This window comes from Microbispora sp. NBRC 16548, from assembly GCF_030268985.1.
GTDB lineage: Bacteria > Actinomycetota > Actinomycetes > Streptosporangiales > Streptosporangiaceae > Microbispora > Microbispora catharanthi.
In genome coordinates, this window is the sequence record NZ_BSSF01000006.1 from 72,830 (window position 1) to 85,496 (window position 12,667).

Genomic DNA, 12,667 nt, shown 5'->3' on the forward strand with positions numbered 1-12,667 from the left:
TTCCCTTCAGGCGATGAGCAGGCAGGCGTCCCACCAGGTGGCGGGGCCGGCAGCTGTGGCAGCTGACGCAGCGGTGAGGGCGATCCCGGCAGAACCTTCAAGCAGCGCCGGACCTGATGCGTTGAGGAGCCGGGTGGCGGTCACTACCGGGAAGGTGCCGGGCGGGTGGACGGTGCCCAGCAGCTGCAGCGCGGCCTCACGAAGTCGTACGCCGTTGTCGTGGGTGGCGTCTGCTGCGGCGCGAAGAGCAACGTGGGCGAACCCGGCGTGGCCGTGGCACAAAGACAAGTCCGTTGCGGCGCTGGTCTGCGCGGAATCGGTGAGCGCCCCGACAAGGGCGTCCTCGACCAGGTGGCGGCGCTGGTGGTCGCCGGTGGCGAGGGCGGCGAGCTGCTGGGCGCGGGCCAGCCCGGCGGTGCCGTAGCACCACGACGGCCGCACCGGGCGGGACGGCTGCGTCACCTGGTCGGCGTGTAGCTCAGGGCGGGTGATGTAGTACGGCCAGGCCGCGCCAGTTCCCGTGTTCGTCGACCAGTGGTCAAGCCACGCCAGCACGCGGGTGATCGCCTCGGTGTGGCCGTTCACGGTGATGCCGCGCAGCGCGGCAAGGGCCAGCAGCGCGAGCGGGCCGCCGATGCCGTGCGCCATGCCGTTGTTGCCGTGTCCGCCGGGAAACGCCGCGTCAGGGCGGCCGGACGGCCCCGTCAGGGTCCACCACCCCGGCAGCGTGTCGCCGTCCACGATCACAGGTTCGGTGAGCCGCACCAGGTACGACAGGACGCTCTGCAGGGCCAGGCTGTCGGGGTTCCACCGCAGCAGATATGCGCCGACGCCGGACAGGCCACGGATCACATCGAACTCCGACAGGGTGGGAAGTTCCTTGGCACTCATGCGGTCAGTGGCGACCTGTACGCGGCGGACGGTGTCGCGGCTGATCTCCCGGTCAAGGACCTGCAGCGTCGTGGAGTACGAGCCCGGCAGCCGGTCGGCCGCGCACGCCACGGCGTGGGCGATGGCCGGCAGGCCGTAGTACAAGTGGCTGCTCATTCCGCCGGTAATCGGTGCCGTGGTGGCGTAGGTGAGCCAGTCGTGAGCGCGCCGCCACGGCGTGAGCGCTGCCGCGGCAAGTTCGATGTGCAGCAGCGCCACGCCCGGGACGCCGCGCGCGAGAGACTGCGCCCACCACGACTCCCCCGTCGGCAGCTCCGCCGCGGCGGGGTAGGTGAGCTTGTTCGCAACCGCGATGGCCAACTCATGAGCGTCGCCCAGCACAGTGGTCACCGGGTGCCTCCCATGGTGGAGTTCAGCCAGGCAAGGGCGGCCGCCCGGGCGAGGTACATGCATTCGGCCTCGGCGGGGAAGTCGATCGCGTGGGCGCGGACGTAGTGGACGTGCAGCAACGACGCGAGGACGTCGTCTGGGTTGATTCCTTCGGTGTGTGGGCCGGGCAGGTGGGTGCGGTATTCGGCAATGGCCCGGTCGCGGTCCGCCCACGGCTGTGCGATCGCGTCCCCGCCTTGGGTGGACCGCAGGACTGCCCAGTCGTAGTCCGGGATGGCGAGGACGACGGCGCGGGTGAACAGCGGGCGCGGCACCCGCGTCGGCGCGGTCGCGGGAATGTGGCCGGCCAGCCACCGCATTCCCGCTGCGGTGCTGCCGGTGAACGCTGCGGCGATCGCCACCGTGTGCGCGGCGACGAGCGCCTGCCGGGCCGGGCGGTTCTCCTGACGCAGCTGGGCCAGAACCGCGCGGGAGTCGGCGGCGAACACCTGCTCGGCGGCGGCCAAGGCGGGGCCGTCACCCCACCGGCCTGGCTCCGCGTACGACGTCGCGTAGGTGAGGTGACGCAGCAGTCCGATGCGGCGTAGCTCGTCCGCCCACGCGCTGACTGTGCGGGCGGTGTCGCAGAACGCGTCCGCGGTGGGAAGTGCGATGCGGAGCCGCAGGTGCTGGTCGGGGTCGCGGTAGCGGACGAACCACCACATCGGGTTCCCAAGGCGGGCGAGGAGGCCCGGAAGGTGCTCGGCGAGGATGGCGTCTTGCCGCGGCAGTTCGCCGTACAGCGCGGCGAGGAGAACGGGGGACGCGGCTGGGGTGTCGCCATGTCCGGGGTGCAAGACTCGGGCCCGGGTCGGTTTCGGCAGGCGAGGCCACGGCGCAGGCGTCGCCGCCGCCAGTGGGATGATGACCTCATGCGCCCGCCCGCCGCACCAGGCGATGTCGTCCGGTGCGGGGGCCTCCGCGAGGACCGCGTACCGGTGGCGGTTCAGGTGCGTGCGGAGCAGCACCCGGTGCCCGTCCTGGTTCAGGTCGAGCGGAAGCCTTTGGTCGCCCTGCACCAGGTGAACCAGGTGCGGCACCCGCCGACGGGACGCCAACTGCTGCCAGGCGGTGTTCCAGGCCGCCCATTTGTCCGTAGGGCCGGGGAGGTCGCCGGCGTTGATTCGCCACCGAGCCGGGGCAAGGATGACCCGACCGTACCGAACGCGGGGAAGGTACGGCAGCCGTTCGGCGGCACCCCAACGGAACGTGGTGACCTGCGCGTACTGGGCGCGCGGTAACTCCGTCAGGAGACGAGCAAGCGGCGGTGTGTGAGTGCGGGCAGACAGGGCGTGCATGCTGGTCGCGTGGACGCGGACGCCATGCGCGGGAGCGGCCAGGACCATGCGGCGGCCGTCGCACGCCACGGCGAGGTCGTCAGGGGTGAGGACGTGCCATCCGGGGGTGTGATGCTCGGCCAGGCTCACCACGGTGGGGTGAACCTGCACAGTGCGGGTGACGTGCCCGGTGGCTGGGTCCAGCGGCGGAAACGACAGCTGCGCGGACACCGTGTCGGCGTCTCCGCTGGGCATACCGGCGAGCGCAGCCACAAGGTCTGCCCGGGACTGCTGGTCAAGGACAGGCAGGAACCGGCCGATGAGCGTGCCCGCGCCGCGGGACACCGACGTGATCTCCACCCGGAACCGGCCCGTCCGCAACGCGTCAACGCCGGTGGCGTACACGCGGATGCCGACCTCCAAATGCGGCGGCACCCGCGGCTCCTGAGGCCCAAGCTCCAGAGATGCGATCAGGTCCTCGTTTAGGATGACCTCGTTAGCGCCGTCCAGGGCGGCCCGCTGCGCCAAGGTGAGGAGGACCTCGTCACGGTGCGACATCGGGGAGCGTGGCTCCTCCGTCACCGTGCCGGGGTAGCCATCGGGCCAACCGATGCCGCTGTCGGCCACGACATCCGTCACCGGCACCATCGAACCGATGCCGTACCGCTCATAAAACCGCTGATGGTAGGCCCGCCACTGGGGTGTGCCGTACGGGTAGGCACTGAGTCGAGTCAGGACAAGTGCCGCCCGCTCCACCTCAGCAGCCACGTCCGGCGGGACAGTCACAGCGGCGTCCAGCCGCAGGTCGACCGCTACCGGATGCCGTGACGTCGAGGCGATGGCCCGCATGCGAGCGGCGACGTCGTCCCGCACCTGGTGGGCCTTCCCGGCGGGCAACTGGTTATGCGTCTGCAGCAGCTCGTGAACGACGGCCAAGCCAGCGACGAGGTCGGCGACGTCATCGATGCGGTGAGCGCTGGCCACGTGTAGCTGCCGCATGAGGTAGCCGAGGGCGTCCGGCTCAGTTGAAGGGGCGTGCAAGCTCGTCACCAGCACCCGGCGGGTGACGAGCTCGATGAGCATGTCGGTGACCGTGGACGGCTCGGTGTTCGGGAAGTCGACGCACAGCTTCGCGGCGAGGTCCTCGAGTTGGATCGGTGCCCGAGCGGCGTCGACGGCGGCAGCGACAGCCGTGGTGTGCCGCACGGACAAGTCCATGGCCTCGTCGGTGGGGCCGCCGAGCAGCTGGTAGGGGACGATCAGGCGATCCCCTCGCACCACCGCTGTGGTGTTCGCAACAACGGGCAGCCGCAGCAGCAGCGCACGGGAGTTTTCCAGGCGGGCGATGACGGCGGCGAGCCAGTCAGCTCCGGCGGCGGCGACGGCGCGGTGGTCGCTCCCCCACCACATCCCCACGTTCGCGGCGGCCACGGCCGCAGGTGCGACGCCGGCGAGCAGGCCGAGCGGTGTGGCACGGCCGGTCATGCGGAGCAGGTAGCGGGCCACAGCCAGGACGCACCTGCGTGTGGTGGCAGGCGCTGGGTTGCCGGACACGAGAACGGCGTGGACCTGTTCGGCGAGCGCCGGGGCGGCATGCTCCAGGGCCTCCGCGACCGCTGGGACCGCCCAGACCTGGCTCAGCCACCGGGCCCACTCCTGTACATGCTCCTCAGCGGGGCCGGTCAGGTCCGGCCATGGCGGAACATCAAGGGTGGCGTTCGCGACAGCGCGGAGCAGGCCCACAGGGCTGGCCCGGAAGGCGGAAGCGGGCACATGCACCTCCTGGAGAGCGAAGGGGGGGCCGGCGCCCCCCGCGGTGGGACGCCGGCCGGAACGTGGAGCGGAGTGGGTCAGGCGGCGCCAGTCACGCAGGCGCCGCAGGTGCTGCCGCAGCCGTCGTCGGTCACGTTGACGAGTCCGGCCGGGTCGGCGGCCTCGACCACCCTGACGTCGAGGGTGAACGGGCTGCGGGAGGCCGGGCCCTGCGTGGGGGCGCCGTTGGAGTAGCTCTGCGTGGGGGCACCGGTGGGGTGGCCCTGAATCGAGCCGAGGCGGTTGATGGACATTCGTGTCCTCCTTGTAAGGACCGTCACTCCCCGGGCCGCGCCGGTCCGGGGTCGTGCTCGTGGTCGGGCAACCGGGGGTCGGAGCCCGCCACCGCCGTCCGGTCGGCTACGCCGCGGACGGAGCCATTGCGTAGGCGGCCAGCGCTTCGTGAGCGAACTCCTCGGTCCGCACGCTCACCGCTTCACCCCGACCCCGCCGAAGAATGGCAAGTCAGGGTCGTGGTCCAGCACGTCAAGATCTGGCCGCCACCGCCGCACATTCACCAGTCCCGGGGGCACCAGGTCCAGCCCCTCGAAAAACCGAGCGATCTCTTTCACCGAGCGGAGCACGGCCGGAGCGTTAGCGCGCTCGTACTCTTTGGCTCCTCGCTCCAAATGGGGGCGAAGTTCCACATGAGAGATCACCAGGTACGAGCCCGGAGCCATCGCCTCGACCAGCCTGCGTATCGCACCGTACGGATCTTCGTGGTCGGGGATGAAATGCAGCACCGCCACCAGCAGCACCGCGATCGGCTGGGACAAGTCCAGCAGTGTGCACATGTCCGAATGGGTCAGGATGCCATCGGGCTGGCGCACATCCCCAACGATCACCCTGGTGCGCTTGTCTGTAGCCAAGATCGCACGAGCATGCGTCAGCACTATTTCGTCATTGTCGACATAGACGACGCGCGCGGACGGGTTGAGCCTTTGGGCGACCTCGTGGACGTTGTTCTGCGTCGGCAGTCCCGCTCCAATGTCGAGGAACTGATCTATTCCCGCCTCACTGCCCAGGAACCGCACCGCGCGGCCGAGGAACGCACGGTTGGCCCGCGCGATCTCCCGCGTTTGGGGCACCCGCGCAATCAGCGCTTCTGCACACTCGCGATCAACCTCGAAGTTCTCCTTTCCGCCCAGGAAGTAGTCATACATGCGAGCGACGTTCGGCGTTTTCAACAGTTCTGCCAGCTCGCGGGCCCTCATCTCAGAATGTGCGAGGGTGCCAGCATCCATCGGTACCTCATAGCCACTAGGTGGAATGTGATCTCTGCGCATGGTTCGTCTCTCTGTCCCTCACACGTCCTCCTCCCTGCGCATCCCGAGAGGTCTCCGAGGCCCGGCCCGGAAGCGTCCGCGCCTTGGCCGCTCCGGGCCGGGCTAGGTGTGCTCGACGCTGCGGGAGTCGGAGACCACCCCGCCGCCGCTGGCGGGAGCGCTCAACCGCATCGCCGAGCCGTCTGTTGCGGGCCGTCCGGGCCAGTCACCGCCACCTGAGGAAGCGCTGGCGCCCACCCCTGATGGATAAGCTGTGCGTCCTGCTGCGCGAACCACACGTCCACGCGGTGGCCGATCAGGCGCGTGTGGTGCTGCCGCCGGACCTCGCCGCCTACGATCCACGTTTGTGTGGCGAGCCACCGCTGGACCTGGATTGTCCATTCCTGGTCGGCGCCGTCTAGGCCGCGCCGGTGGTACACCGCAGATGTTGGTAGGTGCGCCGGCGGAACTGTCCAGATCAAGCCGGAGGCGTTCGAGCCGAGGGGTAGGTCCGCGAGGGGGGACGGTCGTCCGAGCATGGTCAGCCCATCCGCAAGGGCAGGTCCGGCCCGATGCGCCCGATCAGCTCCTGATAGCGCGCGGCGACCAGGGCGGCCGCATTCTCGACCTCGTGCAGCTCACACACTTCCTTTTCCGGTCGGCCGTCGCCGCCACGCTTACCTGTTGTCCAGATGATCTTGCCGCCCCAGAATCCGACCGTCAGGTCGAAGAGGCGAAGTACGGCGGCGCCCCCATTCGAGGTGATCGTGCCGCCGCCGATGCGGTGGGTGCGGTCCAGGTGCTCCTGCATCTGACGGGCGGCGGCCAGATGCGGGTCGACCCTTCCATCGGGGGCTGCTTGGCGGCCTGGTGGCCTCGTGGCCATCAACTGCGGCATATCAGTCTCCTGAACAGGCGTTTCGTGGAAAATACGCCACGTCAATGGTGACAGTGAGCGGCTGGGAAGTGCAAAGTGAGGGTGCTCGTGTAATAGTCCCTATAGGTCTCGGGGGAGCCAAGAGTTTCAGGTTGGACAAACGAAGTGACCAACCTGTCCAACGGCACGCACAGTGAGTCAACGCCAGGAGGTGCCTATGCCCGCCCCCGCTGATCTCGATCCGTCACTGTCGCCCTGGCATCGGCTCGGTGCCTACATTCGGCACTGGCGTGAGCTGCGAGATGAGACACAAACCAGCCTTGGCAAGAAGGTCTTGGTGGAAGGGTCGCTGATCGGCCGCTACGAACGTGCGGCAGAGGACCGGCGGCCGTCCCTTGAACTCGTGCAACGCATGGATGATGTCCTACAGGCGCGCGGGCGTCTAGTGGCGTTACACCCGGAGGCGATGGCCAACTCCCCGCGGAGCGACTCGCCAAAACCTGCTGCGCCGCATGATGCTGACGACATGGACCTCACGCGCCGGACTCTGCTCGTCGCTGCCGCTATGGGCGTTGCAGGGGCCCTGCCAATGCACGCTATCGAGCAGGTCCGCCACTCTGTGTCGGCCAGCCTCGGCGGTGACCAGCTCAGCGACTGGCAGGAGACCGTCTGGGAGTACGGCCACATGGTGATCCGGCAGCCCCCGCAAGCTGTCCTGGCCGACCTTGCGCTCGACGCGGCCGCCCTGCAACAGGCCATTAACCGCCGCCCGGTTGGCGACTCGAAGGCTTGGGCGCGCGTTCAGGCGGGCATGGCGTTCCTCATGGCTCGCTGCCTGGGCTACTGTCTGCAGCCGAGGGAGGCCCGCCATTGGTGGCAGGCCGCCCGTCGCGCCGCCGATTCGGCCGGGGACATAGACCTGCAGGCCGCCGCCCGAGGATGGGAAGCGACACAGGCGTTGTATGCGGGGCGGCCGCACGTGGTCGTGCTGCAACGCGCAGACGACGCTCTCCAGCTCGCACGTGGCCGCGCGTGTGCCGGCGCCGCTGAAGGGCTGGCGATGCGCGCCCAAGCCGCTGCCGTTGCCGGACACGCCGGGAAGGCGCTCACTGAGCTCCAGGAGCTAGAGCGGCTGGTCGACCGGCTGCCTGACGCGGTCTTGGAGGACCGGGAGACGGCGTTCGGATGGCCGCACACCCGGTTCCTGCATACCAGGTCATACGTGCTAGCTCGGATCGGGCATGCGCGTGCGGCGTCAGCGGCGGCCGACGAGGCGATCGGCGCCTACCCGACCTGGGCGGCGCGGGCGATCACACAGGTGGAACTGCACCGCGCCGTCGTCGCCATACGGGAGGGGCACACCGAGGACGGCATCAGCCACGCCCGGTCGGTACTGCGCGCCCTCCCGCCCGAGCAACACACGATGTTCGTGAGGGAGACGGCCAACGACGTTCTTCGTACGGTTCCCCTGGCTGAGGCACACCGGCCGCCGGTGTTGGAGTACCGGCAACTGCTTGCCCTGTCCCCCGTCGTCTGACCCGGAAGGCCCCTGGTGAAGTTCGTGCACGCCCTCGGCGACGCCGCCGAGGCCGCACTGACCGGCGACCACGCCGAGGTCTACGCCGCGGTGTACGCGCTCGCTTATGCCGAGCCGCCGTACCACCAGAGTCCACTGTTCTCCCCCGCGCGCTTCATGGACCGCACCCGCGTTCAAGCCGGGGCGTATGGGTTCGAGCTGGTAACCGCGGTCGCTTCCACTGGGGACGTGGCTGGATTCTCGTTCGGCCTCACGTTCCCGGCTGGCCGCTGGTGGGCGGGTAAGGTGTCCCCACCGCCCGCACAGGTGCTGCACAGCACCAAGATGGCTGTGATTGAACTGGTTCTGCTCCCGGAGTACCGGAGGCAGGGCCACGGTCACCAGCTGCTGAACGAGGTCCTCTCACGTCGGCCGGAGCCGTACGCGATGCTGACCGCGCATCCGGAGGCGCCCGCGCACGCCCTCTACCTAAGGTGGGGATGGGAGATCGTCGGGACGTGTCAGGGCGCCGCGGACGCCCCGAAGATGGACGTGATGGTCCTGGACCTAACCCGACAGATGAGGCGGGCCCTCTCAGAGTGAAGCTGGGCTCGGGAGGGAACCTTCCCCCGCTCTACCAGGACCTTGCGGTTCCCTACAGCCAATCCGCTGACGTCCCACCACGCAGGGGTCGCAGCATGATGCGAGGCTGCGCGGATGGCTTACCCGCACGCTGAGGCCGGCCTCACGCACAAAGAGATCCTGTTCGTGCTGCAGCGGCGCCGAGGTGATCTTCAGGCGTGGCAGGGTCAGGGATCTACCGACTCTACGGCGGCGGGGTCGTCGCCGTCCTCGGAGGGAAAGACCAGTTCAGTCTGGTCGGCCCGGAGGAGCTTCTGGTGCTTGCGGGGGCCGGGGTCGACCACGAAGAGCATGACGGGCTGGCCCTCCGGGATGCCGAGCTTCCGGGCTTCGGCAGCGGTGGCGGGGCGACCCCGGACCCGGGCACCCGGCGGGACGACGTACTCGGTCATGGGCTCACCGCCGGCCACGACAGTGCCTTCCCGCGGCTTGGAGATGACGAGTCCTTCACTGCGGAGGATGGCGATCGCTGAGCGGACGGTGTCGCGGCCGACGCCGTACTGCTGCATGAGCTGTGTCTCGGACGGGAGCATCTGACCCGGCTTGTAGGTACGTCGGACAATGAGGTCACGCAGCACGTCCGCGAGCTGCTTGTAGAGTGCCCGGTCGCCGGACGGATCGATCACCACAACAAGCGAGTGTCACAAGGCCACCATGCCATCACCCCTAGTGGCTACCAGGCAACAAGCATTATTGTGCTCATACTTACTCGGCGCCGGAACTCAGAGGGAATCCCGCAGTCCCGCGATGCCTAGGCGCGAAACCTGCTCAAACCTGCCCATTGACAGTCATTGAGTTGGAGGCTGGCGGGGCCGCCGTCGCCTCGCTAGCAACTTCCCAACTCAATCCCCTCCAGGGCTATGGCATGATCCTATCCGCCATATATGGTGAGTCTGTCCATATATGGCGGACATCGAAGAGGCTGTACCTCCGCGGGCGAACAGGAGAGCCAACGTGACGGACATCCCCGCCAATCGGCAGGCCGAGAACCCGAGATCTGCAGGGGCGGTCTCGAGCACCCACCCGTCGCACAGCCTGAATATGTCCTCGCACCCCACTGGCACCTGTAGCCGCAGGATCCGCCACCGACACGCCGCAGTGAATGCTGCACTCACTCTGAACTTTTATGGAATGATCCCTGCCATGGCATACAGAGGCGGTGGATCAAGGCGTGGCGATCGTCGGCGCACCTCGACGCCGGTGGTGCCCGAAGAGAACAAGATCGCCAAGGTGACTACGACATTCAGGGACGACGAGGAGCGTCGGGTCTTGGCGGCGGCGAAAGACATCGCCGCAAGAGCGAACCTCAGCGACGCCGAGGTCGTGCGTCGCGCCTTGAACGAGCTTGTGTGCAAGGTCGACCCCAGGACGGGCGTGCCTGCGCACTGGGACGAAGCGAAGAACAACCAGGAGGAGTTGGAAATCGCCAGCTAGCCCATGAAGCGTAGGCCCCGAGGACACCGTCCCCGGGGGCTCAACAACTCCACACCGCACAAGGGACCATTCAGCGCCTAGGCCTCGCAAACCTTCTGCTGAAGAGGACCCTTCACCCGGCCAGTCCTGACGCTTGCGTCACGGACCGTCCTTTGTTTGTCCGGAACCGGAGTGCCAGTCCCTAGGAGGGATCATACCCGCTGGTTCAGATGACGCTACCCCCATGCCTTTTTTCGGCGTGTCTGCCGTGTCTGCCCCATCTTTGCAGCACGGCAACTACGCCGGCACAGGGCCAGCGGTAACGATCATTCCCCGCCTCTCATCAGCCGATACTCCTCGCTCGTCAACGGATGATCGGCTTGCCGCCATGGTTCGGCGCGGGCCGGCCGCAGCACGTGCCTCGGCTGCCGAGCAGTGGCGTCTGCTCGCGCCTGCCATTGCTCAAGCTCCACGCATGCGCCTTTCCCCCGATGGCGGTGTGAGCTTCCCGAAGTGGCACAAGGGCCGCGGGTACGAGCACGCGCTGGTTGAGGCACTGCCGTACCGGCCGGCGACGGTCCCGGTATTCAACGCGGAGACTTACACGGGCCGGCTCCTGGTGGCCGACTTCGACATCGCGCTCGCCCGGCGTACGAGCTCCCCGGCCTCGCCTCGTGAGCAGGTCACAAGGGAGGCAAGAGCGTTCGTCGAGCTGATCGAAGGGCTCGGCGGGCGTTGCATCCACGACTGCTCACCGTCGGGCGGCCGACATGTGTACGTGCTGTTCGCGGCGGCGCTCCCGTACGAGGAGCTGCGCCAGGTCGCGCATGCGCTCGCCCGGCGCTACACGACTGTCGACGTCTCCCCCATGAGCAACCCGTTTGGCCAGATCCGTCCTCCTGGAGCCCCGCACAAGCTCGAAGGCGGCCAGCTGACCGGATGGATGCGGCTCGACATGGCCCTCGACGCGGCCCTGGACGCGGTGCGGCATCCCTGCGGTCCGCAGGTCTGGGACAGCCTGCTCGAAGAGCTCGCCGGCGAGCTGTACGCCCTGTCCCCCGTACGACAAGCGACCTTCGACGGACCGGTCGACGCCGACGGCGAACCCTGGCTCCCCCGCATCGGCGGGCGACGCCCGATCCGTACAGACCTCGACGCGATGGCACGCACCGGCGACTACAAGCAGGGCGGCTATCCAGACAGGAGCCGGGCCCGCCTCGCCGTGCTGAACTCCGCGGCCGCGGCCGGCTGGCGGCTGTCGGATGTCCTGCAGGAGATGCGCTCCGGCCGGTGGCGGGGGATGGCTGCCTTCTATGGCAAGTACGGCCCACGCGACACCGAGCGGATAACGGCCGAATGGCGAAAAGCCGTCTCCGGAAGCGCCGTCGATAAACCTGCCCCTGACTCCTACACAAGGGAGCAGACCTCCACGCCCCCGACGCCACCCCCAGTGGGTCCGGTCGTACCCGAGTTCCCTGCAGGCAATCCGTGGCATGTTCCTTTACATCGTAAGGAAGGTGGGGATGAGTACCAAAGGATCCGGACTTGGTGGAACGCAGTTTGGCTGGCTGAGCGGGACCCTGAGCGGCGGGCGAAGTGGGGTGGTGCAGCGGTCTCTGTACGGAGGGTGTTGAGGGCCTTGGGCGCGGCCGCGCAGCTGACGGGCTCGACCACCGTCGAGTTCGGCGTGCGCTCACTGTCGCTGATGTCGGGCCTGCACTGGACCACCGTCGCGGATCTCTTGGTGGTGCTCAGAGACGAGGACGATCCGCTGCTCGACATGGTGATGGATCACCACGGTGTTAAGGCGGATGTCTACCAGCTGCGTGTCCCCGAGGCGTATCGGGCCGAGGCGGTGTGGAGGCGCTGGCGCGCTGGCACTATCGATGCGATCCACCCGGCATTCTGGGGGCTGAGTAGCCCGAGCGCGCTGCTGTACGAGGCGCTGAACAGCGAGGAGACGCCTGTCAGCGACCTTGTCCGGCTCAGCTGGCTCGGCGACACCACGGTGCGCAGGTCGCTGGAGGAGCTTGCGGCGTACGGCCTGGCAGCCAAGGGTGAGCGCGGTTGGCGGCGCGGCGCGGCGACCTTGGAGCAGGCCGCGCGGGAGGTCGGCTCAGACGAGCGGATGACGGAGCTGGTGGAGTTGTATCGGGAGCAGCGGCGAGAATGGCACGAGCTGCTCGGCATCCTCAGAGCGACAGGGGACGCCGAGCGCTCACGTGGTGTGGCTCCCGACGAAATGCCCATCGCAGAGCTCGCCGAACTGCTCGCGCAACTTGAGCCGCCTGTCTGGCTAGATGCTGAGCCCGATCCCTCTGATGAGCTACCAATCAAGATCCCAGAGGAGGATCCTGAGTTTCTTGCCCAGTGGCGCCATGAGGTCGAGGATCTTGGGGTGACCACGATGGTTCACAGGCTCAGATTCAGAGAGCGGCACGGGCGTGTCTTCCTAACAGGCTGATGAGATTCCCACGCCCACCTTCCCTGTGCCAGGACCCTGGCCGGCTCGATTGACCGCAGCGCTAGCAGCGTGACGGTCGGT

10 protein-coding genes are annotated in these 12,667 nt (G+C 68.2%); 4 read left to right on the top strand and 6 right to left on the bottom strand.

Features of this window, described 5'->3' with window-relative positions; all coding sequences use genetic code 11:
• Positions 1 to 6: 6 nt before the first annotated feature.
• The 5 genes from QSK36_RS17620 to QSK36_RS17640 all read right to left on the bottom strand — a co-directional run bounded on the left by QSK36_RS17620 (position 7) and on the right by QSK36_RS17640 (position 6,572).
• Positions 7 to 1,281, bottom strand: a complete 1,275-nt coding sequence (locus tag QSK36_RS17620) for a lanthionine synthetase C family protein (protein WP_285783160.1) — start codon at positions 1,279 to 1,281, stop codon at positions 7 to 9.
• Positions 1,278 to 4,370 carry a lantibiotic dehydratase gene (locus QSK36_RS17625; protein WP_285783161.1) on the bottom strand — a complete coding sequence of 1,031 codons (3,093 nt, stop codon included), beginning with the start codon at positions 4,368 to 4,370 and terminating at the stop codon, positions 1,278 to 1,280. The genes QSK36_RS17620 and QSK36_RS17625 overlap by 4 nt, the downstream gene beginning before the upstream one ends.
• Positions 4,371 to 4,447: 77 nt before the next feature.
• Positions 4,448 to 4,663, bottom strand: coding sequence for an FxLD family lanthipeptide (locus QSK36_RS17630; RefSeq protein ID WP_183545222.1), 216 nt, complete (start codon positions 4,661 to 4,663; stop codon positions 4,448 to 4,450).
• A gap of 174 nt (positions 4,664 to 4,837) precedes the next feature.
• Positions 4,838 to 5,653 (bottom strand): SAM-dependent methyltransferase, encoded by an 816-nt coding sequence (locus QSK36_RS17635; RefSeq protein ID WP_285783162.1) that lies wholly within the window; start codon positions 5,651 to 5,653, stop codon positions 4,838 to 4,840.
• A 562-nt stretch (positions 5,654 to 6,215) separates the two neighbouring features.
• Entirely contained in the window at positions 6,216 to 6,572 is a 357-nt protein-coding gene (locus QSK36_RS17640; protein WP_285783163.1) for a hypothetical protein, read from the bottom strand.
• A 196-nt stretch (positions 6,573 to 6,768) separates the two neighbouring features.
• Between QSK36_RS17640 and QSK36_RS17645 the strand changes: the two genes are divergently transcribed.
• Positions 6,769 to 8,088 carry a helix-turn-helix domain-containing protein gene (locus QSK36_RS17645; protein WP_183545226.1) on the top strand — a complete coding sequence of 440 codons (1,320 nt, stop codon included), beginning with the start codon at positions 6,769 to 6,771 and terminating at the stop codon, positions 8,086 to 8,088.
• A 15-nt stretch (positions 8,089 to 8,103) separates the two neighbouring features.
• Positions 8,104 to 8,670 (top strand): GNAT family N-acetyltransferase, encoded by a 567-nt coding sequence (locus tag QSK36_RS17650; RefSeq protein WP_183545228.1) that lies wholly within the window; start codon positions 8,104 to 8,106, stop codon positions 8,668 to 8,670.
• Between the two features lie 206 nt (positions 8,671 to 8,876).
• On the opposite strand, the gene QSK36_RS17655 is transcribed toward QSK36_RS17650, so the two are convergent.
• Positions 8,877 to 9,338, bottom strand: coding sequence for a GntR family transcriptional regulator (locus tag QSK36_RS17655; protein ID WP_285783164.1), 462 nt, complete (start codon positions 9,336 to 9,338; stop codon positions 8,877 to 8,879).
• Between the two features lie 274 nt (positions 9,339 to 9,612).
• On the opposite strand from QSK36_RS17655, the gene QSK36_RS17660 reads away from it, so the two are divergent.
• Positions 9,613 to 10,143 carry a hypothetical protein gene (locus tag QSK36_RS17660; RefSeq protein ID WP_285783165.1) on the top strand — a complete coding sequence of 177 codons (531 nt, stop codon included), beginning with the start codon at positions 9,613 to 9,615 and terminating at the stop codon, positions 10,141 to 10,143.
• 454 nt (positions 10,144 to 10,597) lie between these two features.
• Positions 10,598 to 12,586: a hypothetical protein gene (locus QSK36_RS17665; RefSeq protein WP_285783166.1), complete on the top strand. Its 1,989-nt coding sequence runs from the start codon at positions 10,598 to 10,600 to the stop codon at positions 12,584 to 12,586.
• The last annotated feature ends 81 nt before the right edge of the window (positions 12,587 to 12,667 follow it).

Coding starts and splice junctions, on each gene's coding strand:
- QSK36_RS17665 (WP_285783166.1), top strand. CDS start 10,598: ATGCGCCTTTCCCCCGATGGCGGTGTGAGCTTCCCGAAGTGGCACAAG.
- QSK36_RS17660 (WP_285783165.1), top strand. CDS start 9,613: ATGGCGGACATCGAAGAGGCTGTACCTCCGCGGGCGAACAGGAGAGCC.
- QSK36_RS17635 (WP_285783162.1), bottom strand. CDS start 5,653: ATGGATGCTGGCACCCTCGCACATTCTGAGATGAGGGCCCGCGAGCTG.
- QSK36_RS17645 (WP_183545226.1), top strand. CDS start 6,769: ATGCCCGCCCCCGCTGATCTCGATCCGTCACTGTCGCCCTGGCATCGG.
- QSK36_RS17630 (WP_183545222.1), bottom strand. CDS start 4,663: ATGTCCATCAACCGCCTCGGCTCGATTCAGGGCCACCCCACCGGTGCC.
- QSK36_RS17640 (WP_285783163.1), bottom strand. CDS start 6,572: ATGCCGCAGTTGATGGCCACGAGGCCACCAGGCCGCCAAGCAGCCCCC.